At 65.5% G+C, this 26,181-nt stretch carries 17 protein-coding genes; 9 read left to right on the top strand and 8 right to left on the bottom strand.

Annotated elements, in window-relative coordinates; genetic code table 11:
- Nucleotides 1-16: 16 nt before the first annotated feature.
- From hutI to YU3_RS0120610, 8 genes are all read left to right on the top strand, one after another.
- Nucleotides 17-1,246, top strand: coding sequence for an imidazolonepropionase (gene hutI, locus YU3_RS0120645; protein WP_198021691.1), 1,230 nt, complete (start codon nt 17-19; stop codon nt 1,244-1,246).
- On the top strand, nt 1,243-2,784 hold the full coding sequence (gene hutH / locus YU3_RS0120640; protein ID WP_027168031.1) for a histidine ammonia-lyase: 1,542 nt from the start codon (nt 1,243-1,245) through the stop codon (nt 2,782-2,784). The genes hutI and hutH overlap by 4 nt, the downstream gene beginning before the upstream one ends.
- Nucleotides 2,784-3,602 carry an N-formylglutamate deformylase gene (gene hutG, locus YU3_RS0120635; protein ID WP_036259080.1) on the top strand — a complete coding sequence of 273 codons (819 nt, stop codon included), beginning with the start codon at nt 2,784-2,786 and terminating at the stop codon, nt 3,600-3,602. Before hutH ends, hutG begins: the two co-directional genes overlap by 1 nt.
- A gap of 25 nt (nt 3,603-3,627) precedes the next feature.
- Entirely contained in the window at nt 3,628-5,301 is a 1,674-nt protein-coding gene (gene hutU, locus YU3_RS0120630; protein WP_198021690.1) for a urocanate hydratase, read from the top strand.
- Nucleotides 5,302-5,305: 4 nt separating this feature from the next.
- On the top strand, nt 5,306-5,893 hold the full coding sequence (locus YU3_RS0120625; RefSeq protein ID WP_027168028.1) for a HutD family protein: 588 nt from the start codon (nt 5,306-5,308) through the stop codon (nt 5,891-5,893).
- 270 nt (nt 5,894-6,163) lie between these two features.
- Nucleotides 6,164-14,746 (top strand): glucoamylase family protein, encoded by an 8,583-nt coding sequence (locus YU3_RS0120620; protein WP_027168027.1) that lies wholly within the window; start codon nt 6,164-6,166, stop codon nt 14,744-14,746.
- A 375-nt stretch (nt 14,747-15,121) separates the two neighbouring features.
- The gene (locus YU3_RS0120615; protein WP_027168026.1) at nt 15,122-16,891 is read left to right on the top strand and encodes a glucan ABC transporter ATP-binding protein/ permease; all 1,770 of its coding nucleotides are present in this window, start codon (nt 15,122-15,124) and stop codon (nt 16,889-16,891) included.
- Between the two features lie 208 nt (nt 16,892-17,099).
- Complete coding sequence (locus tag YU3_RS0120610; protein ID WP_027168025.1) at nt 17,100-17,858, top strand: heme ABC transporter permease; 759 nt, start codon at nt 17,100-17,102, stop codon at nt 17,856-17,858.
- A 3-nt stretch (nt 17,859-17,861) separates the two neighbouring features.
- Here YU3_RS0120610 and YU3_RS0120605 read toward each other — a convergent pair whose 3' ends face one another.
- Complete coding sequence (locus YU3_RS0120605; RefSeq protein WP_027168024.1) at nt 17,862-18,920, bottom strand: D-TA family PLP-dependent enzyme; 1,059 nt, start codon at nt 18,918-18,920, stop codon at nt 17,862-17,864.
- Between the two features lie 155 nt (nt 18,921-19,075).
- On the opposite strand from YU3_RS0120605, the gene YU3_RS0120600 reads away from it, so the two are divergent.
- Complete coding sequence (locus YU3_RS0120600; RefSeq protein WP_027168023.1) at nt 19,076-19,762, top strand: D-lyxose/D-mannose family sugar isomerase; 687 nt, start codon at nt 19,076-19,078, stop codon at nt 19,760-19,762.
- A 9-nt stretch (nt 19,763-19,771) separates the two neighbouring features.
- Here the strand turns inward: YU3_RS0120600 and YU3_RS0120595 are convergent, their stop codons facing one another.
- From YU3_RS0120595 to YU3_RS0120565, 7 genes are read right to left on the bottom strand one after another with little or no spacing between them, the layout of a single operon-like run.
- On the bottom strand, nt 19,772-20,125 hold the full coding sequence (locus YU3_RS0120595; protein WP_027168022.1) for a hypothetical protein: 354 nt from the start codon (nt 20,123-20,125) through the stop codon (nt 19,772-19,774).
- A 15-nt stretch (nt 20,126-20,140) separates the two neighbouring features.
- The gene (locus tag YU3_RS0120590; RefSeq protein ID WP_027168021.1) at nt 20,141-21,022 is read right to left on the bottom strand and encodes an RDD family protein; all 882 of its coding nucleotides are present in this window, start codon (nt 21,020-21,022) and stop codon (nt 20,141-20,143) included.
- The gene (locus YU3_RS0120585; protein ID WP_027168020.1) at nt 21,009-22,025 is read right to left on the bottom strand and encodes a stage II sporulation protein M; all 1,017 of its coding nucleotides are present in this window, start codon (nt 22,023-22,025) and stop codon (nt 21,009-21,011) included. The genes YU3_RS0120590 and YU3_RS0120585 overlap by 14 nt, the downstream gene beginning before the upstream one ends.
- Nucleotides 22,022-23,326 carry a DUF58 domain-containing protein gene (locus YU3_RS0120580; RefSeq protein ID WP_027168019.1) on the bottom strand — a complete coding sequence of 435 codons (1,305 nt, stop codon included), beginning with the start codon at nt 23,324-23,326 and terminating at the stop codon, nt 22,022-22,024. Before YU3_RS0120580 ends, YU3_RS0120585 begins: the two co-directional genes overlap by 4 nt.
- A complete protein-coding gene (locus YU3_RS0120575; RefSeq protein ID WP_027168018.1) occupies nt 23,323-24,279 on the bottom strand; it encodes a MoxR family ATPase in 957 nt (318 codons plus the stop codon). The genes YU3_RS0120580 and YU3_RS0120575 overlap by 4 nt, the downstream gene beginning before the upstream one ends.
- Nucleotides 24,266-25,480, bottom strand: coding sequence for a hypothetical protein (locus YU3_RS0120570; protein WP_027168017.1), 1,215 nt, complete (start codon nt 25,478-25,480; stop codon nt 24,266-24,268). Before YU3_RS0120570 ends, YU3_RS0120575 begins: the two co-directional genes overlap by 14 nt.
- Entirely contained in the window at nt 25,477-26,103 is a 627-nt protein-coding gene (locus YU3_RS0120565; RefSeq protein ID WP_027168016.1) for a DUF4129 domain-containing protein, read from the bottom strand. The genes YU3_RS0120570 and YU3_RS0120565 overlap by 4 nt, the downstream gene beginning before the upstream one ends.
- Nucleotides 26,104-26,181: the final 78 nt, after the last annotated feature.

Genomic DNA, 26,181 nt, shown 5'->3' with positions numbered 1-26,181 from the left:
TCAAATGGAAAAGATGATGGGTGGAGCAAACAAGAAGAGCGGCCTTCGGGTCTGGCGCAATGCGCGTCTGGCGACCATGGCCGATGGCGCGGCTGGTCTCGGTATCGTCGAGAAAGGCGCGGTCGCCGCGCACGACGGGATCATTACCTATGCCGGTCCTGAGGCCGATATGCCGGGCTCAGCCGGGCAGGGCGCCGAGATCGTCGATTGCGCGGGCCGCTGGATCACGCCCGGCCTGATCGACTGCCATACGCACCTCGTCTATGCCGGTAATCGCGCCAACGAGTTCGAGATGCGGCTGGCCGGCGCTACTTACGAAGAAGTGGCCCGCGCCGGGGGCGGCATCGTGTCCTCGGTCAAATCGCTGCGCGCCGCGAGCGAGGACGAGCTTGTAGCCCAGACCCTGCCGCGTCTCGACGCGCTGATGGCCGAAGGCGTCACCACCGTCGAGGTCAAATCGGGTTACGGCCTCGATGCCGACAATGAGAAGAAGTCGCTGCGCGCCGCCCGCCGACTGGCCTCCGAGCGTCCCGTCACGGTCCGCGCCACCTGTCTGGCCGCCCACGCCCTGCCGCCGGAAGCCAAGGGCGACAAGGATGCGTTCATCGACCTCGTCGCCGGCACGATCCTGCCGCAGGTCGCCGCCGAAAAGCTCGCCGACGCCGTCGACGGTTTTTGCGAGGGCATTGCCTTCTCGCCGGAACAGATGGCGCGCGTCTTCGACAAGGCCAAAGCGCTCGGGCTGCCTGTAAAACTCCACGCCGACCAGCTTTCCAATCTGCATGGCGCAGCGCTTGCCGCCCGTTATGGCGCGCTGTCGGCCGACCATCTCGAATACACGGACGAGGAAGGCGCCGAAGCGATGGCCAAGGCCGGGACCGTGGCGACCATCCTGCCCGGCGCCTATTACTTCATCCGCGAGACCAAGAAGCCGCCGGTCGATCTTTTCCGCCGCCACGGCGTGAAGATGGCTGTCGCCACCGACAGCAATCCCGGCACCTCGCCGCTCACCTCGCTGCTGCTCACCATGAACATGGCCGCGACGCTATTTGGCATGACTGTCGACGAATGCCTCGCCGGCGTCACCCGCGAAGCCGCGCGTGCGCTTGGTCTGCTCGATAGCTCAGGCACGCTCGAAGCCGGCAAATCGGCCGACCTCGCCATCTGGGACATCGAGCGCCCGGCCGAACTCGTTTACCGCATGGGCTTCAACCCGCTCCATGCCCGTATCTGGAGAGGACAATGACCGAACTTACCCTGAAGCCCGGCGGCGCGACGCTTGCCGACTGGCGCGCCATCTATCGCGGCGCCGTGCCGACGCTGGACGAAGCCTGCCGGCCGAAGATCAAGGCGAGCGCCGAGGCGGTCGCCCGCATCGTCGCCAAGGGCGAGCCGGTCTATGGCATCAACACCGGCTTCGGTAAGCTGGCCAGCGTCCGTATCCCGGCTGACGATCTCGAAACGCTCCAGCGCAACATCGTGCTCTCGCATGCCGCCGGCGTTGGCGAGCCGATGCCGGTCGCGGTGGTGCGGCTGATGATGGCGTTGAAGCTCGCCAGCCTCGCCCAGGGCGCGTCCGGCGTGCGGTCTCAGACCATCGAATTGCTGGAAGCCATGCTCGCCAACGACGTCATCCCCGTCGTGCCGGCGCAAGGCTCGGTAGGCGCTTCCGGCGACCTCGCGCCGCTTTCGCATATGACGGCCGTCATGATCGGCGTCGGCGAGTGTTTCACGCCGCATGGCCGTTTCCCGGCCAAGGTGGCCTTCGTCTCGCACGGGCTTGAGCCGGTGACGCTCGGCGCCAAGGAAGGCTTGGCGCTGCTCAACGGCACGCAGTTCTCGACCGCATTCGCGCTCGCCGGCCTGTTCGAGGCCGAGGTTCTCTACCAGTCGGCGCTGGTCGCCGGCGCGCTGTCGACCGACGCCGCCAAGGGTTCCGACGCGCCCTTCGATCCGCGCATCCATCTCCTCAGAAAGCATCGCGGCCAGATCGAGACGGCGGACGCGCTGCGCAATCTGATGGCCGGCAGCGCCATCCGCGAATCGCACCGCGTCGGCGACGAGCGCGTGCAGGATCCCTATTGCCTGCGCTGCCAGCCGCAGGTGATGGGCGCGGCGCTCGACGTGCTGCGCAAGGCCGCCGATACGCTCGAGACCGAGGCCAACGGCGTCACCGACAATCCGCTGATCTTCGCCGAGGACGACTCAGCACTTTCGGGCGGCAATTTTCACGCCGAGCCGGTGGCCTTCGCCGCCGACATGATCGCGCTTGCCGTCTGCGAGATCGGCTCGCTGTCGGAGCGCCGCATCGCGATGCTGGTCGATCCGGCGCTGTCCGGCATGCCTGCCTTCCTGACGCCGAAGCCCGGCCTGAATTCCGGCTTCATGATCCCGCAGGTGACGGCGGCGGCGCTGGTTTCGGAAAACAAGCAGAAGGCCTATCCGGCGAGCGTCGATTCGATCCCGACCTCGGCCAACCAGGAAGACCATGTCTCGATGGCAGCCCACGGCGCGCGCCGGCTGCTCGGCATGATCGAGAATGCGACCGCCGTCATCGGCATCGAGTTGCTGGCCGCCGCGCAAGGCTGCGATTTCCACCAGCCGCTTGCGTCCAGCCAAGCGCTGGAAGCGGTGCGCAAGCTGGTTCGGGCCGAGGTGCCGCATCTCGACAATGACCGGTATTTCCATCCCGACATGGAAAAGGCGATCGCTATGGTGCGCAGCGGCGCCGCTGTGAAGGCGGCGAGTGTCGTCGCACTGCCGTCGATTGCGGGAGCGGCATGATGGTCAGGCCATCCTGGCTCACCGTCACTCGCGGCACCGCCCCCTTGCTGGTCTCGATCCCGCACACCGGCATCGACCTTGCCGGCCTCGACTCCCGGTTGGTCTCGACCTGGCTGGGGCGCCGCGACTGCGACTGGTGGATCGACAAGCTTTATGATTTCGCCGCCGGGCTCGGCGCGACCGTCGTGCACACCGCCATCTCGCGCACCGTTATCGACGTCAACCGCGATCCGTCCGGCGTCTCGCTTTATCCCGGTCAAACCACGACCGGTCTCTGCCCCACCGAGACCTTCGACGGCGATCCGCTCTACCGCATGGGCGAGGAGCCGGCGCCGTCCGAGATCGACCAGCGCCGCGAAACCTATTTCGTGCCCTACCATGCCGCCCTGCAGGCCGAGATCGACCGGCTGCGCGGCATGCACCAGAAGATCGTGCTCTATGACTGCCATTCGATCCGCTCTGTCCTGCCGCGCCTGTTCGAAGGCACGCTGCCGGTCTTCAACCTCGGCACCAATGACGGCAACAGCACCGATCCGGTGCTGCAGGAGAAGGTAGCCGCCATCCTCGGTGCGACCGGCGAGAGCTGGGTGGTCAACGGCCGCTTCAAGGGCGGCTGGATCACCCGCAGCTTCGGCCAGCCGCAAAACGGCGTCCATGCGCTGCAGATGGAGCTCTCCAACCGTGGCTACATGCGGGAGCCGGCTGGGAAGGGTACGCCCGAGAACTGGCCGGTGCCCTACGACGAGACCTATGCCGCGCCGATCCGCGCCACGCTCAAAACCATCCTCGAAACCGCCATTGAATGGGCCGGGCGCTGACGCGCCGCCTTATTCGAAAGGGACAATGATGAACGATCCCCGCTACAACATCCGCGAAGTGCGCAGCCCCCGCGGCGACAAGCTCAACGCCCGCTATTGGACGACCGAGGCGCCGCTGCGCATGCTGATGAACAACCTCGATCCCGAGGTCGCCGAGAACCCGAACGAGCTGGTCGTCTATGGCGGCATCGGCAGGGCGGCGCGCACCTGGAACGATTTCGACCGCATCGTCGCTTCGCTGAAGACGCTCGGCGAGGACGAAACGCTTCTGGTGCAGTCGGGCAAGCCGGTCGGCGTTTTCAAGACCCATTCCAACGCCCCGCGCGTGCTGATCGCCAACTCCAACATCGTGCCGCACTGGGCGACCTGGGAGAAGTTCAACGAGCTCGATCGGAAGGGCCTGATGATGTACGGCCAGATGACGGCCGGCTCCTGGATCTATATCGGCACCCAAGGCATCGTTCAGGGCACCTACGAGACGTTTGTGGAGGCCGGCCGCCAGCACTACAACGGTAACCTCAAAGGCAAGTGGATCCTGACCGCCGGCCTCGGCGGCATGGGCGGCGCCCAGCCTTTGGCCGCCGTCATGGCCGGCGCTTGCTGCCTCGCCATCGAATGCAACCCGGATTCGATAGATTTCCGCCTGCGCACCCGCTATCTCGACGAGAAGGCCGAGACGCTCGACGAGGCGATGGAAATGATCGAGCGCTGGACCAAGGCCGGCGAGGCGAAGTCGGTCGGCCTGCTCGGCAACGCGGCCGAGATCGTGCCTGAGATGTTCAGGCGCGGCATCCGCCCGGATATGGTCACCGACCAGACCTCGGCGCACGACCCCGTCAATGGCTATCTGCCCAAGGGCTGGACCATGGCCGAGTGGCGCGAGAAGCGCACCTCGGATCCGAAGGCCGTCGAAAAGGCTGCCCGCGCGTCGATGCGCGAGCACGTCGAGGCGATGGTGGCGTTCTGGAACGCCGGCGTGCCGACGCTCGACTACGGCAACAACATCCGCCAGGTCGCCAAGGACGAAGGCTTCGAGAACGCCTTTGCCTTTCCGGGTTTCGTGCCGGCCTATATCCGGCCGTTGTTCTGCCGCGGCATCGGCCCGTTCCGCTGGGCCGCTCTCTCGGGCGATCCGGAAGACATCTACAAGACCGACGCCAAGGTGCGCGAGCTCACCCCCGGCAACACCCATCTGCACAACTGGCTCGACATGGCGCGCGAGCGCATCTCGTTCCAGGGCCTGCCGGCGCGCATCTGCTGGGTCGGCCTCGGCGACCGCCATCGCCTGGGCCTCGCCTTCAACGAAATGGTGGCCAAGGGCGAGCTCAAGGCGCCGGTCGTCATCGGCCGCGACCATCTCGATTCCGGCTCGGTGGCCTCGCCGAACCGCGAGACAGAGGCGATGAAGGACGGTTCCGACGCCGTTTCCGACTGGCCGCTGCTCAACGCGCTGCTCAACACCGCGTCCGGCGCCACCTGGGTGTCGCTGCACCATGGCGGCGGCGTCGGCATGGGCTTCTCGCAGCATGCCGGCATGGTCATCGTCGCCGACGGCACGGCTGACGCGGCAAAGCGCCTGGAGCGCGTCTTGTGGAACGATCCGGCGACCGGCGTCATGCGCCATGCCGACGCCGGCTACGACATCGCGATTGACTGCGCGAAAGAGCACCAGCTCGACCTGCCGGGCATTCTGGGCTAAAACGATGCGCATCCTTCGTGCCGCCGGCTACCGCGTCATGCCGTGGAAGAATGGCGGCGGCACGACCACCGAGATCGCCGTCTCGCCCGACGGCGCCGGGCTCGACGATTTCGACTGGCGCGTCTCGATGGCCCGCGTCGAAACCAGCGGGCCGTTTTCCAGCTTCGCCGGCATCGACCGCACGCTGTCGGTGCTGGAAGGCGAGGGGATTGTCCTCGACATCGCCGGCCGGCCGCCGGCGCGGCTGACCGCGGCCTCAGTGCCGCTCGCCTTTCCGGGTGACGTGCCGACCGGTGCGGCGCTGATCGGCGGTCCGATCACCGATCTCAACGTCATGACCCGCCGTGGCCGCATGGCCCATAAGGTCGAGCGCAGGGTGTTCTCCGGCGAGTTTCGCCTTACGCCGCAGGCCGAGATCACGCTCGTTCTTGCCGTCGACGGCGATGTCACGCTGTCCACGGACGATGCGCCGAGCCTCGGACCGCTCGATACGCTGATCCTCGATCGGGGCGGCCAGGAATTGCGGCTTCAACCCAAGGGGCAGGGCCTGCTTTTCGTGATCGAGCTGCACCGCCTCGCCGCTAACCATTAACGGCTGTTGCCAAACATGATCGCTGCTCGGGCGAATTATCGCCCGGCCCCTTGCATGTATCACGAAAAAGCCCGAATCCTTGCCCTGATCCAACCGGGGGCGGAGAGCGAGGGGCGTTCGCCCACAAGCTGTCGAAAGGGCACGCCCCTGTCGTGGTGCGCAAGACAAACTTTCGGCCAACCAGTCATGCAACCAATTGCAATTGAGCCGGTTTTAGGGGCATTGCCGTGGCGGTGACGCCGCATTGCGCCCCGCCTTACGGAATTTTCAATGAACATTCAGACGAATCCCAACAAGATCGAACAGACGAGCGCCGGCTTCCCGATGGCGACGGACGCCCCGATACGCTCCAATTTCCTGCCTGAAGACCGCTTGCGCGCCTTGGGCGTCGCGTTGGCCAAGGGCGAGGTCAAGGAACTGTTCGGCCTCGCCCCGTTCGAGTTCCAGGCCCGCATCCGCGACAGCGCCAAGAAGATCCTCGAAGTCTATCGCTCGACCAATGCCGCCCAGGCCAAGGGCGAGACCATCACGCCGGCCGCGCAATGGCTGCTCGACAACAATTACCTGGTCGAGGAGACCATCTTCCAGGTCAAGCGCGACCTGCCGCGCCGATTCTATCGGCAGTTGCCGACGCTCACGCTCGGCGACGGCACGGTGCTGCCACGCGCCTTCGTCGTTGCCTGGAGCTATGTCGAGCATTCCGACAGCTCGGTCTCGGCCAACATGTTCAAGGCCATCGTCGAGGGCTTCCAGTCGATCGAGCCGATGAAGATCGGCGAGCTCTGGGCGCTGCCGTCGCTGCTGCGTTTCGTGCTGATCGAGAACCTGCGCCGCATCGCCGTACGCGTCGATCGCACCAGGCAGATGCGACACATCGCCAACGAGATCGCCGACCGCGTTCTGGCGACCGACGACAATGCCGACCGGACAAGAATCCTGTCGACCTACAGCGCGCATGCGCAGGACACCACTTTCGCCACCCAACTGCTCTACCGCCTGCGCGACGGGTCCCAGAATGCCGGCCGTGCGCTGGAATGGCTGGAAGGCGAGCTGGAAAAGACCGGCTCCGATGCCGAGGAGATCATCATCTCCGAGCATCAGACGCTTTCCAGTGGCAACGTCACAACCGGCAACATCATCCGCGGCCTGCGCCTCATCAACGACGTCGACTGGACGGTCTGGTTCGAAGGCGTCAGCCGCATCGACACGCTGCTGCGCGAGCGCACCGATTTCGCCGACCTCGATTTCTTCTCGCGCGACCAGTACCGCACGGCGATCGAGCAGCTGGCGCGCCGCTCCGACCTGTCCGAATACCGGGTGGCCGAGAAAGCCATCGAGCTTGCCGGCCACACGCCCGGCCTCACCGACGCGTCCGGCGTGCCCGAAACCGCCGACCCCGCCGTGCACACCGATGTCGGCTTCTTCCTGGTCGGTCCACGTCGGCAGGAACTGGAAAAGGCGATCGGCTACCGGCCGCCTTTCTATGTGACCTTCAAGCGGGGCTTCGCCAGCGCCGGCTGGCTGGGCATCGTCGTGCCGGTCTTCCTGTTGACGGCGCTGCTGCTGGTTCTGTCGGGAAGAGCGCTCGCCAATCTCGGCCTGTCGGTGGAATCGATCACGCTGATGCTGGCGCTGTTCGCGGTGCCGGCCAGCGAAGGCGCGCTGGCCTTCTTCAACACCGTGGTCGCGCTGTTCCTGAGACCGACCAGGCTTGTCGGCTACGACTACAACAAGCACGGCATTCCGGCCGAGGCGCGCACGCTGGTCGTGGTGCCCTCGCTGATCGGCTCGCGCGACGATGTCGAGGAAAATATCCGCAACATCGAGGTGCATCACCTCGCCAACACGGCGGCAGAGATCCGTTTCGCTCTATTGTCCGACTGGCCGGATTCAAAGACGGAGATCGACGCCGCCGACATCGAGATCCTGCAATATGCCCGCGACGAGATCGCCAGGCTCAATGCCCGCTATCCGTCGGAAGGCTCGCCACGCTTCTATCTGCTGCACCGGCGCCGGCTATACAACCAGGCGCAGGGCTGCTGGATGGGCTGGGAGCGCAAGCGCGGCAAGCTGCATGAGCTGAACCTTCTGCTCCGCGGCGACAGCGACACCACCTTCCTGCCTTTAGACGTGCCGCTGCCGGAAACGGTCGTCTACGTGATGACGCTCGACGCCGACACGCGCACCACGCGCGACGCTGTTTCGAGCCTTGTCGGCAAGCTCGCCCATCCGCTGAACCGTCCGCATTTCGATCCGGTCAAGCGCGTCGTCAGCGCCGGCTACACAATCCTGCAGCCGCGCATCACCGCTTCGCTCACCAGCGGCGACGATGCCTCCTTCTTCCAGCGCGTCTTCTCCGCCAATCGCGGCCTCGACCCGTATGTTTTCGCCGTCTCCGACGTCTATCAGGACGTCTTTGGCGACGGTTCCTTCACCGGCAAGGGCCTCTATCATGTCGATGCCTTCGAGGCGGCGCTGAAGGACCGCATCGACGAGAACACCATCCTCAGCCACGATCTGCTCGAAGGCGCGCTGGCGCGCGCGGCACTGGTCACCGATGTCGAGCTGGTCGAGGACTATCCGACCCGCTACTCGGTCGACGCCTCGCGCCACCACCGCTGGGCGCGCGGCGACTGGCAGTTGCTCGGCTATATCTTCGATCCGCGCTCCGGCGTTCCGGCGATGTCGCGCTGGAAGATGGTCGACAACCTGCGCCGCTCTGTCACCCCGATCTTCTGGGTCATGGCCTGCGTCGCTGGCTGGACGCTGCTGCCCTTTACCCAGGCCGCGCAATGGCAGGCGCTTTTGATCCTCAGCCTGTTCATGGCGCCGACCTTCGACATCGTGAACGGCATCCTGCCGAAGAGCGGCGACCAGACGCCGCGCGGCCATTTCTCCGCTTTGGCCCGCGACACCGTGTTCGGTACCGCCCTGGTGGCGCTCAAGGTGCTCCTGATGGCGCATCTCGCCTGGATGATGGGCGATGCCATCGTCCGCACCATCTACCGGCTCTTCGTCAGCCGGCAGAACATGCTCGAATGGCGAACCGCCTCGCAGGCACACAAGAGCGGCGGCAGCGATATCAGCGCCTACTACAGCATGATGTATGGCGCGGTGATCATCGGCGTCGTCGGCCTCGCAATTCCTGTGCTGGCCGATTCCACCGGCGCCTTCGTCGCCTTCTTCTTCGCCATCTTCTGGATCGCTTCGCCTGCCGTCGCCTGCTGGATCAGCCGCTCGGCCGAGACCGAGGACAGGCTGCGCATCTCGGCGGCCGACATCCATGCTCTGCGCACCTTCGCGCGCCGCACCTGGCATTATTTCGAGACCTTCGTCACGCCCGAGCACCATCATCTGCCGCCGGACAATTTCCAGGAAAGCCCGGCGCCGGTTGTGGCGCCGCGCACCTCGCCGACCAATATCGGCGTCTATCTGCTCTCGGTGGTGTCGGCGCGCGATTTCGGCTGGATCAGCCTATCGGACGCCATCACCCGCATCGACGCAACGATGACGACCATCGAGAACATGCCGCGCGACCGCGGCCATCTCTACAACTGGTACGACACGACGACGCTGAAGCCGCTTTACCCGCTCTATATCTCGGCGGTCGACAGCGGCAATCTCGCCGGCCATCTGGTCGCGGTGGCGGCGTCCTGCGCCGAATGGGCCGAAGCGCCGTCGGTCCATCTGCAGGGCGATTTCGAAGGCATCATCGACACCGTCAGCATTCTCGACGAGAGCCTGGACGAATTGCCTGACGACCGCAGGCAGCTGCGGCCGCTGCGCCAGCGCCTCGCCGATCGTCTCGACGGCATGCGCCGCGCGGTCGCGACCATCAAGGCACAGCCCGAGATGGCCTCGATCCGCACCATCAACCTTGCCGTGCTGGCGGGTGAGATCCGCAAGCTCGCCACCGCCATCCACACCGAGGCGGCCTCGCCGAAGAGCGATGTCATCGCCGACTGGGCGGAGCGGCTGGAAGCGACCTGCGAGGCGCATGTGCATGACTCGCATAATGACGAGAGCGCGGTCGCCGCATTGCGCGCCAAGCTGCTCGCTTTGCGCGAGCGCTGCCGCCGTTATGCCTTCGAGATGGATTTCTCCTTCATGATGCGGCAGGAGCGCAAGCTGCTGTCGATCGGCTTCCGGGTCGAGGACCGCCAGCTCGACGAGAGCTGCTACGACCTGCTCGCTTCCGAGGCGCGGCTCACCAGCCTGTTCGCCATCGCCAAGGGCGACCTGCCGACCGAGCACTGGTTCCGTCTCGGCCGGCCGATCGTCGAGATCGGCTTCCAGGGCGCGCTGATGTCCTGGTCGGGCTCGATGTTCGAGTACCTGATGCCGCCGCTGGTGATGAAGGAGCCCCAGGGCTCGATCCTCAACCAGACCAGCAAGCTCATCATCAAGCGCCAGATCCAGTATGCGCGTTCCAAGAACGTGCCCTGGGGCATTTCGGAAGCGGCTTACAACGCCCGCGACCGCGAGCTCACCTATCAGTATACCAATTTCGGCGTGCCCGGCCTCGGCTTGAAGCGCGGCCTTGGCCAGAACACCGTGATCGCGCCCTATGCGACGATCCTGGCGGCGCAGTTCAGCCCGCGCGAAGCGGTGCAGAACCTGCAGCGGCTGCGCTCGATCGGGGCGCTTGGCCGCCACGGCTTCTACGATGCGGTCGATTTCACGCCGCAGCGCGTGCCCGAAGGCACCGACCACGCAGTGGTGCAGAACTACATGGCGCACCATTCCGGCATGTCGATCGCCGCTGTCGCCGACGCCATTTTCGAGGGCCGGCTGCGCGAGCGTTTCCACAGCGACCCGGTGATCGAATCGGCCGAGCTTCTGTTGCAGGAGAAGGCACCGCGCGACATTCCGACCGCAACCGTCAGGACGGAAGCCGACGAGCGCTCCAAGGACGAGACCGAGACCGAGAGCCCCGACAGCCGCGTCGTCCTCGACCCGATCAAGGCGCTGCGGGCGACCAATGTCATGTCCAACGGCCGCTATTCGGTCATGGTCACCGCCACCGGCTCCGGCTACAGCCGCTTCGGCGAGCTTGCCGTCACCCGCTGGCAGCCGGATCCGAGCGAGGATCGCCTCGGCTCCTACATCTTCCTGCGCGACATCACGACGGGCGACTGGTGGTCGGCCACCGCCGAGCCGAAGCGCGCCGAGGGCGAACGCGTCCAGACGCTGTTTGCCGACGACAAGGCAAGCTTCACCAAGACGGTGGGCTCGCTGCGTTCCGAAGTCGAATGCATTGTGATCTCCGAAGGCAATGGCGAGGGCCGTCGCATCACGCTCTACAATGACGGCGCAACCGACCGGCATATCGAGGTGACTTCCTTCGCCGAGCTTGTGCTCGGCAACGAAGCCTCGGACAACGCGCATCCGGCGTTCTCCAAGATGTTCATCGAGACCGAGATCGCCCCGAACAACGGCGCGATCTTCGCCACAAGGCGCAAGCGCGACAACAACGATCCCGATCTCACCATGGTGCATTTCGTCACCGACCCCGCGGGTCCGTCGCGCGACGCCGAGGCCGAAACCGACCGGCGCGCCTTCATCGGCCGTGGCCGAACCATCGCCGATGCCGTCGCCTTCGACCCCGGCGTCAGGCTTTCCGGCAGCCAGGGCTTCACGCTCGATCCGGTGGCGGCGCTGCGCCGCCAGGTGCGCGTGCCGGCCAACAAGAAGATCTCGCTGACCTTCTGGACGGCCGTCGGCGCCAATCGCGGCGATCTCGACGAGGCGATCGCCCGCCTCGACCACCAGGAGAGCTTCGCTCGCCAGGCCATGCTTGCCTGGACGCGCAGCCAGGTGCAGACGCGTCATCTGGGCCTGAGCCTCACCGACGCCGCCAATGTGCAAAAGCTGGCGCGCTATCTGATCTATCCCGATCCGTTCCTGCGCCTGCCGGCGGAATCGATCGCCTCCGGCCTTGGCCGTCAGTCGAGCCTGTGGCCGACCAGCATCTCCGGCGATTACCCGATCTTCCTCGTGCGCATCGGCGACGTCGCCGATCTCGAGATCGTCGCCCAGGCGCTCCGCTTCCAGGAATATATGCGCGCCCGCGGCATGATGATCGACTTCGTCGTCGTCAACGAGCAGGCCTCGTCCTATGTTCAGGACCTGCAGCGCGCGGTGGAGACGCTGTGCGAGAACAGCCGCCTGCGCGGTCGCGAGCTAGGCCCCCGCCAGCACATCTTCGCGGTACGCCGCGACCTGATGGACGAGCCGACCTACAAGACCTTGCTGTCGGTGGCGCGCGTCGTGCTGCATACGCGCAATGGCACGATCTTCGACCAGCTCGAACGCGCCGAGACCGCGGCCCTCCAGGCCCGCGATGCGTTGCTTCAGGCGGAAGGCGGCACGCCGCGCGACCCCATTGCGCCGTTGCCCTTGCCGGTGCCTGCAAGCAAGGGCGGAGCCGACATCGCCGCCGACGGCAGTGGGCTGGGCCTGTGGAACGGTTTTGGCGGCTTTGACGGCGACGGCCGCCACTATGTGACGCGGCTGACCGGAAGGCGTTCGACGCCGCAGCCCTGGATCAACGTGATCTCCAACCCCTCCTTCGGCTTCCACGTCTCGGCGGAAGGTGCCGGTTTCACCTGGAGCCGCAACAGCCGCGACTACCAGCTGACGCCATGGTCGAACGACCCGGTGTCGAACCGGCCGGGCGAGGGCTTCTATGTCTTCGACCACGCCAGCGGCAAGGCGTTCTCGCCGATGGCTGCGACGGTTCGCGATCCGTCGATGACCTATGAGACCTGGCACGGCCAGGGCTTCTCGACCTTCCGCTCAAGGCGAGGTCCGCTGTCGATGGACCTGACGCAGGTGGTCGACCCCGCCGATCCGGTGAAGATCACCCGGTTGCGCATCCAGAACTCCGGCTCCATGCCGGCGCGGCTGCGCGTCTATGCCTATGCCGAATGGGTGCTGGGCGGCCACCGCTCGCGCACCGCGGCGACCATCGTGCCCACGCGGGATGAAGCGACAGGCGCGCTCTTGGCGCAGAACCCCTATGGCCTCGACTTCGGCGAACGAGTTGCTTTCCTGGCGGCCGCCCACACCGTCCATTCGGTGACGGCAGACCGCAGCGAGTTCATCGGCAGGCATGGCACGACCGAGTATCCGCAGGCCGTGCTTGGCGGGCTTGCGCTCTCCGGCCGCATCGAGGCGGGCGACGATCCCTGCGCGGTCGTCGCCAGCGACATCGACATTCCGGCCGGCGGCGACGTCACGCTGCTCTGGCTGCTCGGCGACGCGTCCACGCCCGCCGAGGCAAGCGCGCTGGTGCAGGCCCATCGCGGCAAGGATTTCGATCGGCGGCTGGCCGATAACGAAAAGGCCTGGCGCGGCTTCCTCGACACCATCCAGGTCGAGACGCCCGACGTGGCGATGAACGCCATGGTCAACCACTGGCTGCCTTACCAGAGCCTGGCCTGCCGCATCCGCGCCCGCTCTGCCTTCTATCAGGCGAGCGGCGCTTTCGGCTTCCGCGACCAGCTGCAGGACACACTCGCCCTTCTGGCGCATGACCCGAAGCTGGCGCGCGACCAGATCCTCAACGCCGCGCGACGGCAGTTCCCGGAAGGCGACGTGCAGCACTGGTGGCTGCCGCGCACCGATGCCGGGGTGCGCACCATGATCTCGGACGACGTTGTCTGGCTGGCGCATGCGACGGCCCGCTATATCGAGGTGACCGGCGACGCCGCGATCCTCAAGGAGCCATTGCCGTTCATCGACGGGCAGCAGCTCGGTGAGGGCGAGCATGACGCCTTCTTCACGCCGGAGATCACCAAGAACACCGCACCGCTCTATGACCATTGCGCGCGGGCGCTCGATCTCGCGATCAAGCGCAGCAGCCCTGCCGGCCTGCCGCTCATCCTCGGCGGCGACTGGAACGACGGCATGAACCGTGTCGGCGAGGGCGGCAAGGGCGAGAGCGTTTGGCTGGGATGGTTCCTGTTGAAGACGCTCACGGACTTCGCGCCTGTCGCCAAGGGACAAGGCGACACCAAGCGGGCACAGGCCTGGGTGAAGCATGCCGATGCGCTGAAGCGGGCGCTGGAAAGCACCGCCTGGGACGGCCAGTGGTACCGGCGCGGCAGCTTCGACGACGGCACGCCGCTCGGCTCCCACGATTCCGACGAGTGCAAGATCGATTCCATCGCCCAGTCCTGGAGCGTGCTGTCGGGCGAGGGCGATCCCGCGCGCTCGACGACGGCCATGCAGCAGGCGACCAAGATGCTGGTCGATGACGAGCTCAAGATCGTCAAGCTGTTCACGCCGCCCTTCTCCAAGAGCGAGAAGGACCCCGGCTACATAAGGAGCTACCCGCCGGGTGTGCGCGAGAATGGCGGCCAGTATACCCACGCCGCTACCTGGTTCGTGATCGCGCTGGCCGAAATGGGCCGCACCGACGAGGCGTATCGCTGCTTCTCGATGCTGAACCCGGTCAATCACGCTTCGGACGAAGCGGCGGCAGAGCACTACCGTGTCGAGCCTTATGTCGTTGCCGCCGATATCTATGCCGGCGAGGGCAAGGGCGGCCGCGGCGGCTGGACCTGGTACACGGGCTCGGCGGGCTGGCTTTACCGTGCCGCAGTCGAAGGCATCCTCGGCATCGAGCGGCGCGGCAAGGAGATCACGTTTAGGCCGAAGCTGCCCGGGCATTGGGACGGCTATGCAGCGACGCTCAAGATGTTCGACGGCGAGATCAAGGTTCGCGTCATCCGCGACAAAAAGACCAAGTCGATCTCGCTTGAAGTCGATGGTTCGAAGAAAAAATCGACCTCCTTTGAGCCGAAAGCGGGTGGCAAGACCGAGGTCGTCGTCAAGATACCTGCGTAAGATCAAGGACTTGGCTTGTTGGCTGCACACCCTTCTGGGTGCGCGGCCAAGCTTGGCCTTTTACTTGGCGCGGATGCCGCGCCAGGTCCCGTCCGCTCTTTAGGGCCCGCTAAGCAAGCAGCTTGTGATTAAAAATGTGGCAGCGCGGGACAGCTGCCATTATTTTGCCGCAAGGCTGACATTTCACCTTTTATCTCAAACCGTTAGGTGATCACGCCAGATTTCGCACCGTCGTCATCTTTTGTTCGCTAAATGGGAACGGAAGGGATAGACGGCGCATTGTTTCGCGACACATTAACCGATACGTGTCAGAAAATGGTGCGGTGCACAATGTCGGCATCGAGCACGGAACAAGAGTTTGGCGGAGTAGCTGAAGTGTCCCTTCTGCAGATCTACTTTAGAGCGCTGGGTTATCTGGCGTCGGACAAGAAGCGCGTCGCGCTGATCTGCGCCGCCAACATCGTGCTGGCGGCGATCGCAATCCTCGAGCCGATCCTGTTGGGTCGGGTGATCGGAGCCATTTCCGAAAAGGGCCCGGTGTTTTCGACGCTCGCTGTCTGGGCTGCCCTCGGTGCCTTCAACGTCATCGCCTTCGTCCTGGTGGCGCGCGGCGCCGATCGCTTTGCCCATGCCCGCCGCTCTGAAGTGCTGTGCCAGTCCTTCGAGCGCGTCATCACAATGCCGCTTGCCTGGCACCACCAGCGCGGCGCCTCCAATTCGCTGCACACGCTGCTGCGTGCTGTCGAGACCCTCTTCAGCCTGTGGCTCGAATTCATGCGTGTGCATCTCTCGACGGCCATCGCGCTGGTGCTGCTGGTGCCGACCGCGCTTGCCATGGACATCCGCATGTCCATTGTGCTGCTTGGCCTCGGCATCCTTTACGTTGGCATCGGCCGTATCGTCATGCGCCGGACCAAGTCAGGGCAGACCGCCGTGGAACGCCACTACCACACCGTGTTTGCCCATGTGACCGACAGCGTCAGCAATGTCGCCGTGCTGCAGAGCTACAACCGCATCGGCCATGAGACCGCGACGTTGAAGCGTTACGTCAAGGACCTGCTCGACGCGCAGAACCCGGTGCTCGACTGGTGGGCGATCGCCAATGCGCTGAACCGCCTGTCCTCGACCATCTCGATGATGATCGTGCTCTCGATCGGCGCCTATCTCGTCACCCGGGGTGAGCTGCGCGTCGGTGATGTCGTCGCCTTCATCGGCTTTGCAGGGATGTTGATCGCTCGCCTGGACCAGATGTCGGCCTTCACCACTCAGATTTCCGAGGCCCGCGCCAAGCTCGAGGACTTCTACCGCCTCGAGGACTCGGCTGCCGAAACCGCCGAGCCGGACGGCCTGCGCGAACTGACCAACGTCACCGGCCATGTCCGCTTCGAGAACGTCGGCTTCGAGTTCGCCAATTCCGGCCACGGCATCGAGGACGTTTCGTTCGAGGTCCAGGCCGGCCAGACGGTCGCCATCGTCGGCCCGACCGGCGCCGGCAAGACGACGCTCATCAATCTGTTGCAGCGCGTCTTCACGCCGTCCAGCGGCCGTATCCTGATCGATGGCGTCGACACCAAGACGGTGACCCGCAAGTCGCTGCGCCATTCGATCGCCACCGTCTTCCAGGACGCCGGCCTGCTCAACCGCTCGATCGAGGACAATATCCGCGTCGGCCGCGCCGATGCGAGCAATGACGAGATCCACGCCGCCGCCAATGCCGCTGCCGCGCAGGACTTCATCCTGGCCAAGAGCTCCGGCTACGACACGGTCGTCGGCGAGCGTGGCGGCCAGCTCTCGGGTGGCGAGCGCCAGCGTATCGCCATTGCCCGCGCCGTGCTGAAGGACGCGCCGATCCTGGTGCTCGACGAGGCGACCAGCGCGCTCGACGTCGAAACCGAGGACCGCGTCAAGGAAGCGATCGACGAGCTGCGCCGCGACCGCACGACCTTCATCATCGCCCACCGCCTGACCACGGTCCGCGACGCCGACCTCGTCGTCTTCATGGACAAGGGCAAGGTGGTCGAGATGGGCGGCTTCACTGAGCTGTCGCTGCGCAACGGCCGCTTCGCCAGCCTGCTGCGCGCCGGCGGCCTGCTCAACGACGAAGAAGTCCGCCGCCTCAGCCGTCCGGTCAACGAAGCGGCATAAGTTCTTCCCTTCTCCCCTTGTGGGAGAAGGTGTCGCCGAAGGCGACGGATGAGGGGTGTTCCAGGGAACACCAGCGTCTCACTCAGCTGGAACACCCCTCATCCGTCTCGGCGCTACGCGCCGATCCACCTTCTCCCACAAGGGGAGAAGGCAAAGTGCGACATCCGTCCGATTGCCCCTGACCGCTTGCCGGTCTATTTAGGTCGTCATGAGCGACACCACCTCACGCCTCGCCGGCTGGACCGATCTCGCCAACCCGACGCGCTTCGTCGGGCTGGCCGACAAGGTCGTTCCCTGGCTGGCGACGGTTGCGGCGATCCTGCTCGCCGTGGGACTGTATATGAGCTTCACCGCGCCGGGGGATTTCCAGCAGGGCATCACGGTGCGCATCATGTATATCCACGTGCCTTTCGCCTGGCTCGCCATGATGTGCTACACAATCATGGCGATCTCGGCGCTCGGTACGCTGGTCTGGCGCCATCCGCTGGCCGATGTCGCGCTGAAATCGGCGGCTCCGATCGGCGCTACCTTCACCGCGCTGGCGCTGATCACCGGCTCCATCTGGGGCAAGCCGATGTGGGGCACCTGGTGGGTGTGGGACGCCCGGCTGACCTCGGTCTTCGTGCTCTTCCTGATGTATCTCGGCATCATCGCGCTGACCCGCGCGCTGGACGACGCCGGCCGTGCCGCCTGGGCCGCCGCCATCATCACGCTGGTCGGCTTCATCAACATCCCGATCATCAAATTCTCGGTCGATTGGTGGAACACGCTGCACCAGCCCGCCTCGGTCTTCCGGCTCGGCGGCCCGACCATCGATCCCTCGATGCTGTGGCCGCTCGCCGTCATGGCGCTCGGCTTCACGGTGCTGTTTTTCGCCCTGCATTTTATGGCGATGCGCACGGAAATATTCCGCCGCCGCGTGACTGCGATGCGCAGAGTTGCCGCCCGGCAGGCCGAGGGGCAGTAGGCGTCAACCCATCCTGCCGCGCGCTGCCACCGGCAGCGTTTCCAGCACCTTGTCGCCGTCGATCAGATGCACCTGGTCGAACAGGTTCGTCACCACGCAGCAATGGTCGGGCACGACGCGCACACGCTCGCCGATGCGAAGCTTGGCGCCCTGCGCAAGCGTGACGTTGCCATGCTCTTCGCTCAAGCCCGTGACGCGAGCGCCGGGCATGCCGAGCAGCTCGCCGAATTCGGGCAGCCCCAGCGTATCGGAAGACAGCGCCTTGCTGCCGCTGTCGAGGATGGCGCGCGTCGCCGTCGGATGGCTGACGACGGTGGCAAGCACCGTCAGCGCGCAGTCGTCCAGCGTGCCGACGCCTTTGGCGACCTGGTAGCGGTCGAGATAGATGTAGGTGCCGGGCCGGTATTCGGTGACGACGCTGTCCTCGCCCGAACGCCACATGTCCGGCGTGCCGCCGCTGGAGATGCGTTCGCATTCGAGCCCCGCCGCGGCGAGCGCCTCGCGCGCGTTCTTCAGCCAGGCATCCGCCTCGGCGGCGCGGCCGGCGGCCGGATAGGTCATCAGCCCGCCGAAGGCGAGGCCCTTGGCCTGGTCGATCACCTTCGCCAGCGCCAGCGCATCGTCGCCACCCTGCACACCGCAGCGGCCCATGCCGGTGTCGCACTCGACCAGCACGGACAGCGGATGGCCGGCATCGGTGAAGGTGGCGGCAAGCCCCTCCAGCGTCTCATGGCTGTCCGCCGTCACAGAGAGCGTGACGCGGCCATGCAGCGCCTTCAGCCGCTCCAATTTGGCGCGCCCAAGGATGTTGTACGGCAGAAAAATATCGGTCAGCCCGGCATCGGCCATCACCTCGGCCTCGCCGATCTTCTGGCAGGTGATGCCGACCGCCCCCGCTGCGACCTGTTTCTTCGCCCAGTAGGGCAGCTTGTGCGTCTTGACATGCGGTCGAAGTCTCAGCCCGTGGGCGTCCGCATGCGCCTGCGCACGTCTGATGTTGGCTTCGGCGCGGGCTGCATCGATCAAGATCGCCGGTGTGTCGAGGTCGTCTATGCTTGGCATGAAAAATCACCATCTCAAATCTGGCTGGCGTTATGAGCCCGATCCGGCTGGATGTCACGGGGCCAGGGCCGCCAGTTTGCGTCGACAGCGGACCGGCATTGGGCTATTCGGATGGGCAGATTTCAGCAGGACAGCGGCCCGGGAGGAACACGACCATGAAGCGCTCAAAAATCAACGACATCATCCGCGAAGCCGATGCTTTCATCCGCTCCTTCGGCTACATCATGCCGCCCTTCGCCTATTGGTCGCCGGAAGAGATGAAGGCCCATAGGGCCGACTCCTCGGCCATCTTCACCTCGCGCCTCGGCTGGGACATCACCGACTACGGCCAGGAGAAGTTCGACGAACTTGGCCTGTTCCTGTTCACCGTTCGCAACGGCCGCTACGAGGACATGAAGCTCGGCATGGGCATGCTCTATGCCGAGAAGATCATGATCTCGCGCAAGGGCCAGCTCTCGCCGATGCACCGCCACAATATCAAGGCCGAGGACATCATCAACCGCGGCGGCGGCAAGCTGGTGCTGGAACTGTTCATGCATGACCGCGACGGCGGCATCGACCCGAAGGCCGAAGTGTCGGTGCCGGTCGACGGCACCATCCACAGATTGCCGGCGGGCGGGCTCCTGAAGCTCGATCCCGGCCAGAGCGTGACGCTGCTGCCCGGCGTCTGGCACGCCTTCTGGGCCGAGGGCAAGGACGTGCTGATCGGCGAGGTCTCGACCGTCAATGACGACCTCACCGACAATGTCTTCCGCGACCCCATCGGCCGCTTCTCCAACATCGAAGAGGATGTGGCGCCGGTGCACCTGCTGGTGTCGGACTACGAGAAGTGGGTGGGGTAGCGCGAGGGCCTAGTCGTCCCAGTTCAGCTGCTGAAAGAATGTCCAGATGCTGATGGTGCTGTCATCCTGATCGCTTGTGCTATGCAGCGTCAAGACTATATCCACGGTGGGCGGCGCTTTGATCATTACTGTAATCACGCGCGTCCCATCTTCAGGCACGATACCTATGCCCGAGGTCATTTCCCAATTTCCGCCGGCCTGCTGAAGTCGGGGAGAGGAATCTTCGAACTGCTCCTTCATCGATGCATCGTTTGGAAACGGTTCGTCGGTGAGTTTCGCAAATTCCTTCCACGACCCCGAGACTGCTGCCTGAATTGCGCCTTCTATTCTGGCGCTCTCGGCTTGGCTGATCGTGGTGGACATAATGAGACCTCCAACCTACCGCGCATACTTATCCGCCTTCCTATTGCCAAGCAGCAACTTGCGTTCCAGATGCGCGCGAAGCTCACCGTAATAGGCAGTGAGGAAAGCTTTTGAATCGATCGACTCGACCCTTGCGCCGATCTTGCGGCTGATCGTTTCCGCGACCGCCTTCAGCGCGGAATAATCGTCGCGGCGCAGCACCTCCTCCAGTTTCTGCAGTTCGGCGATGCCATAGGCGTCGAGTTGCGCGGCGCTGAACTGGAAACGTGCCGCGATCGGGTCCTTGCGCAGCGAAAGATCCTCGACCAGCGCTACTTTCGGCGCCTCGACCACCCAGGTGCCGGCGAGCAGGTCGCCGATCCTCAACCGGTCGCGGTTGAAGAGCGGGAACAGCGAAAACAGCAGCGCCCACACCAGTCCGAAGATGGTCGTCAGCGTGTCGGCAACATCGGCGCTGGCGCGCGCGGCAAGGATCGACAGCGGCAGGAACACCTCGATCTCGCGCATCAGATTGCGCGCGATGACCTGGTCGAGGGTGAGGCCGGCGCCGCTGCGCGAAGCGACCCTGACGCCAACCATGCGCTTGCCCGGTGTCGCGGCCCGCCGGCCTGCCTCGAAGGCGATGAAATAGACGTTGCGCAGGAAGAAGATGAAGATGACCCAGACGATGAACAGCGGCTGGGCATCCTGGAAGCCGAGGCCGGCAAGGCCGAAGATCGTCACCAGGGAGATGACCACGGCCGCGATGATGATGATCGCCACGTCGAGCAGGAACCCGGAAGCGCGGGTGCCGGCATCCGCCAGCTTGACCCGCAGGTCCACGCCCTCCGGCGTGACCAAGGGCCGGATCAGCGCGGCCGGGTTCTTGGTCTTCGCCACGGTCCTAGCGGTCGCCATGGCGCACCATACGGAACAGGTAGAAATAACAGAGCCAGAAGGCCAGCATGCCGCCGCCGATCGAATAGCGGGCGAGATCGCTGGTGATTGTCTGCCGGCCGATGCCTTCCAGCAGCCCGGCAAAAAGCAGCATCACCGTGACGCCGACCATGGCGGTTGCCGCCACGCGCCCGGCCCGTGCCGCGGCCGCCATGCGGGTCAGCTCGCCGGGAAAGGCGATGCTGGTGCCGATACGCATGCCGGCAGCGCCCGCGATGGCGATGGCGAACAGTTCCGTCGTGCCGTGGATCGAAAGCCAGCCGCCGAGCTCGAAGCCGAGGCCCTTGGCGGCGTAGATCTGGAAAATTGCGCCGAGCATGCAGCCATTCATCAGGATGATCAGCACGCTGGGCACGGCGAAAGCGAAGCCCAGCGCGAAGGCCAGGATCGAGACCTGTGTGTTGTGGGTGAAGAGATAGGCGGCGAAGCCCGATAAAAAATGATCGCCGCCGCCGTAGAGCACGCTGCGCAATGTTTCGGCCGACGAGTCAGGGTTGCGCCCGCCCGCCAGGCTCGGCGCGATGATGGCGTCGTACCAGCGCCTGTCGGAGGCGACCAGCCAATAGCCGGCTATCGCGCCGATCACCGTCAGCCCGACGGATGTCCATACCTCGCGCCAAAGGTCGCGGATCGCCGCCGGCCAGTCGTGCAGGAAGAAGTCGCCGATGCGCGTTCTCAAGCTCCGCCGCGCGCCATAGAGATAGAAATAGCCGCGCAGGCACAGCGCCTCGAGATAGGCGATCAGCGCGCTGTCGAGCGAGGTCGCGCGAGCCACCGAAAGCGAGGACAGCGCCGAGCGGTAGAGGAGGGGCAGCGACAGGAGTTCACCTTCCGACAGCGCCCGCGGCGCGCGCTTCTCGACGCGTGCCAGCAGCGCCTCGAACGCTTTCCAGTCGGCCTCGCGCTCCTGGCGAAAGCTTGCCAGCGACTGGCGCACCGTGTCTGTGCCGGCGGACAGCGTCATAAGAGGTTCTCCTCCTTGAGCTGGATATAGCGCTCGACCAAAGCAGGGCCGAGCCGCTGATGGTCGGCCTCGATGACATGCGCGCCGAGCAGCCTGAGCCGCCCGATCACCACTTGCCGCTGCTTCAGCAGATCGCCGGCGGTGACGGAGCGGGCGACATCCTCGGGGCTTGCCGGCGCCATGTCGGCCAGCGTTTCGAGTTCGACGTCCCGCATCAGCATGAACAGCACCAGATGCCGTTCGGTCAGCCGCCCGACGGTGCGCAGCATCAATTCGGCGCTGATAGGATCGACGAAATCGGTGAAGACGATGACCAGCGAGCGCCTGTCGAGCTTTGCCGAAAGCGTCGTCAGCGCCAGGGTGAAGTTGGTCTCCTCGGTCGAATAGTCGATCTCGGCGGCGCGCTTCTGGATCATGGTGAAGCTCGGCGAGCCGCGCACGGCGCCGCTGGAGACGCGCGGCCTGGCATCGAAGGAAAACAGGCTGACGAGATCGCCGCTCTTGAGCGCGATGAACGCCGACAGAAGCGCCGCCGTCACCGCACGGTCGACTTTCGGCACGCCGTCGACCGGCTCGCACATCAGCCGGCCGCTATCGATGGCTAAAACGATGTTGTTGTTTTCCTCGATGCGGAATTCGCGCGCCAAAAGCTTGCCGTGGCGGGCACTGCGCTTCCAGTCGATCATGCGCCGGCCCATGCCGGGCTGGTAATCCTTCAGGGACTCGAACTCGCGGCCCTGGCCGGCGCGCTTCTGCGCATGGCCGTCGGCAAGGGCCGAACGCTGTAGGAGCGTGATCGCCTCGTCGCGCGCGCTGTTGACATTTGGCAGCACCACGACCTTGCGGTCGACCGGCAATATGACCTGGTTCCATACCAGTCCGAACGGGCCCTGCCAGCGCAGCCAGAGGCGGTCGAAGCTGGCGATGCCGCGCCGGATGGCCTCGAATTCGAGGTCGAGCGTGCCGCCACTGGCCGGCAACGCTCCGCCGGTGCCTGCGATCGGTTCAACCCGCTGGTCATGCCCGACACGCGCCTGCAGGCGGCGTAGCTTCACGCCGAGGCCGGCCGCGATGTGCAGCGTGAAACGCCCGCCGACGCCAACCTGTGGCGGCGCCGTCAGCGTCGCGTCCAACGAGGCGCGGCCTCGTCCGGCGGCTGCGTCCACCGCCAGGAATGCCAGCAGCAGGCAGATCCACAACAGGCCGAGATACCAGACATGCGGCAGCGCAAGCGCGATCAGGAAGGCGGGGATCGCCCCCGCCGCCGCTGCCCAGACTGCTCGGCCGCTCGGATAGATCAACGCGGCGCTTCCGTATGGTCGACGAGGTCGGAGACGATCTGCTCGACCAGTCGCCCGTCGATCTGCGCCGCCGGCGAGAGAACGACGCGGTGACGCAGCGCCGGCACGGCCAGCGCCTTGACGTCGTCCGGGATGACGTAGTTGCGGCCGTCGAGCGCCGCCCTGGCGCGCGCGGCTCTCGCCAGCATGGCGCCCGCGCGCGGGCTGGCCCCGACCTCGAGGTCGGGGCTTTCGCGCGTGCCGCGCACCAGCGCCGCGATATAGCCGACGACATCGTCGACCAGCGTGACGTCGCCGACCGTGGCAAGTGCCGCTTCGAGCGCCTTGCGGTCGGTCCGCGCCTTGATGCCGTATTGCTCGATATCGTGCGAGGCCGAGCCGCCACCGTGATGGACGATGATGGCGCGCTCTTCCCTGAGGTCCGGATAGCTCACCCTGTGCTTGAACAGGAAACGGTCGAGCTGCGCTTCGGGCAGCGGATAGACGCCCTGATGCTCGATCGGGTTTTGCGTCGCCACCACCATGAAATTCCTGCCGAGCGGATGCGTGGTTCCGTCGAAGGTGACGGCGTGCTCCTGCATGGCTTCGAGCAGGGCTGCCTGCGTCTTCGGCGGCGTCCGGTTGATTTCGTCGGCGAGCAGCAGGTCGCAGAAGATCGGGCCGTGCGTCAGCGTGAACTGCCCGGTCTGAAAATTGTAGATGTTGGAGCCGACGATATCGCCGGGCATCAGGTCGGGCGTGAACTGGATGCGGCCATAGGCGACGCCGAGCGCCTGCGCGAAGCAGCGCGCCGTCATGGTCTTGGCGGTGCCGGGCGGTCCCTCGAGCAGGATGTGCCCGCCGGCGAACAGCGCCGTCAGCATCAGGTCGACCGTGTCGCGCTGGCCGGTGATCGCTTTCGCCACTTCTTCCCTGATCGCGTTCGCCAGGACCTTCACTTCATCGACGTTCACCGAGCCTCCTTGCCGTCCAGTCATGCAGCTGTTCGGCTGCTTCATGCATTGCGGCCAAATTGTTGGATTCGTTCGCGGCCTTGAAGCGCTGGCTAAAGCCGTGCGCCTCGCCCTTGTCGCGGGAATCGAGCCAGCGGTCGAGCGCTTCGCCCTGAAGCCCATGCGGCGCGCCAAGCAAGGCGCCGGCGCGCTGCCGCACCAGCGTCGCATAGCGGTCGCCAAGCCCTCCGAGCCGCCCGGCGCGTTTCAACAGCATCGCCGTGGTGTCGACCAGCGCCCGCTTGCCGAAGGCGATGGCGCGTCCTTCCGCACGCGGCGGGCCGAAGCGGCCGAGCCCGTGCAGGAAGGCAAGCGCGGCCGCCACCAGCACCGACAGCGTCAAAGCCAGGAAGGGCGGTTCGACCAGCAGCTTCGCAAGATCATAGTTGCCGCCGATGCCGTGCAGGCTCAGATCGAACATCACAGCGCCCTTGGCGGGCTCCAGCATGGCGATCATGTCGAGAGCAGCGGCCGCCGTCTGCTGGTCCTTCAGCGCGAAATTGTTGATGAGATCGGGATCGGTGAGGATGTAGAAGGGTTCGTTGTCGAGCTCGGTGAGGATGGCCCTGCCATCGCCCGCCGCGATCAGCGGATGATCGTCCGCCACCCATTGCAACTCGTCCGGCGCGGCCACAATGCGGCCGGCGATATTGATCTGCGACACCGTGCTCTTTGCCTCGCCGAGCTTCGCCTTGGCGAGGCGGCCGAGCCAGTCGTTGACGACCGTGTTCGGTAACCGCTCGATCTTCGTTTCCCAGCCTTCATGGCCGAGCAATGGCATGGTCTGCCATTTGGGCAGGACGAAAAGCGTGTCCTTGCCCGAGCGCGACTTGATGATGCGATCGAGCGCGGCCGGGTCGCTGCCCGGCGCTATGGTGACGACGAGCAGGAAAGTCGATGCCAGCGGGGACGCAAGGTCCTTCTCGCCACGTTCCATCGGCGGCGCCTGTCCGTTGGTGAGTTTCAGCCATTCGACAAGCCCGGCATAGCCGGTGCCGCCTTTCGAAAGCGGCGTGGCGCCGCCTTCGGGCTCGCGGAAATCGGGCGCGTAGGTGGACAGCAGGAAGAAGCCGGCCGCTGCTAGCAGGCTGGCGAAAATGCCCCAGAACAGCGTCCTGCGGCTGAACGGTGCATCGGCTGTCTCGGCTGGCTGTGCGCTCATGCCCAGGCATCCCGGAAGGCGAAACGCTCATAGGCGCCACGCGCCTGCTGCCAGCCCGCGGCTCCGACCGGACGCCGCGCGAACAGCGCCGCCTCGACGATGCGCGCGATCTCGCTGAACGCGGCGCGGGGCCGGGTGGGGATCGAGCCTGCCGCCGCGATGTCGCGCGCCGTCAGCGACGGGCGCAGGAAATCGGGCAACCGGGTGGCGATGTCGGAGACGCTGCGGCGCAACAGAAGATGGACCGCCTCGTCATATTCGCCGCGCGCGGCCAACGCATCGGCCTCGGAGAGCAGCACCTGGGCCGCACCGGCATCCGGGCGCCATTCCTCTTTCGCCTCGGCCTCCGGGCGTTGCCGCCGCCAGGGCAGGCGCCAGGCGACCCCCTTCGCTTCAAGGAGCAGAAGCAGCGCGATGATCGCGACGCCGATGATCACCGCGCCCCAGAACATATAGATCATGTAGGGACCGAGCTTTGCCAGATACTGCAGAAGCGGCTTCAGCCACTCCGGCGGCTCGGGTTGCACATAGGTGGGAAGGGCAAACTGGATCGAATCGTCCGCCAGCAGCTGCTTATGCAACTGCGCCAGCCGTCCGGCGTCTTCCGTCCCTGCGGCTGTCACCCGCTCGTTCCCCCTGCAACCTGCGGTTCGCGGCCGACACTGGCAATACACCGTGACAATTGCAAGCGCACTGGACGT

The organism is Mesorhizobium sp. WSM3224 (assembly GCF_000427725.1).
Classification (GTDB): Bacteria; Pseudomonadota; Alphaproteobacteria; order Rhizobiales; family Rhizobiaceae; genus Mesorhizobium.
This window is presented reverse-complemented; position numbering and strand designations above follow the sequence as displayed.

Coding starts and splice junctions, on each gene's coding strand:
- hutI (WP_198021691.1), top strand. CDS start 17: ATGGGTGGAGCAAACAAGAAGAGCGGCCTTCGGGTCTGGCGCAATGCG.
- hutH (WP_027168031.1), top strand. CDS start 1,243: ATGACCGAACTTACCCTGAAGCCCGGCGGCGCGACGCTTGCCGACTGG.
- hutG (WP_036259080.1), top strand. CDS start 2,784: ATGGTCAGGCCATCCTGGCTCACCGTCACTCGCGGCACCGCCCCCTTG.
- hutU (WP_198021690.1), top strand. CDS start 3,628: ATGATGAACGATCCCCGCTACAACATCCGCGAAGTGCGCAGCCCCCGC.
- YU3_RS0120625 (WP_027168028.1), top strand. CDS start 5,306: ATGCGCATCCTTCGTGCCGCCGGCTACCGCGTCATGCCGTGGAAGAAT.
- YU3_RS0120620 (WP_027168027.1), top strand. CDS start 6,164: ATGAACATTCAGACGAATCCCAACAAGATCGAACAGACGAGCGCCGGC.
- YU3_RS0120610 (WP_027168025.1), top strand. CDS start 17,100: ATGAGCGACACCACCTCACGCCTCGCCGGCTGGACCGATCTCGCCAAC.
- YU3_RS0120605 (WP_027168024.1), bottom strand. CDS start 18,920: ATGCCAAGCATAGACGACCTCGACACACCGGCGATCTTGATCGATGCA.
- YU3_RS0120600 (WP_027168023.1), top strand. CDS start 19,076: ATGAAGCGCTCAAAAATCAACGACATCATCCGCGAAGCCGATGCTTTC.
- YU3_RS0120595 (WP_027168022.1), bottom strand. CDS start 20,125: ATGTCCACCACGATCAGCCAAGCCGAGAGCGCCAGAATAGAAGGCGCA.
- YU3_RS0120590 (WP_027168021.1), bottom strand. CDS start 21,022: ATGGCGACCGCTAGGACCGTGGCGAAGACCAAGAACCCGGCCGCGCTG.
- YU3_RS0120585 (WP_027168020.1), bottom strand. CDS start 22,025: ATGACGCTGTCCGCCGGCACAGACACGGTGCGCCAGTCGCTGGCAAGC.
- YU3_RS0120570 (WP_027168017.1), bottom strand. CDS start 25,480: ATGAGCGCACAGCCAGCCGAGACAGCCGATGCACCGTTCAGCCGCAGG.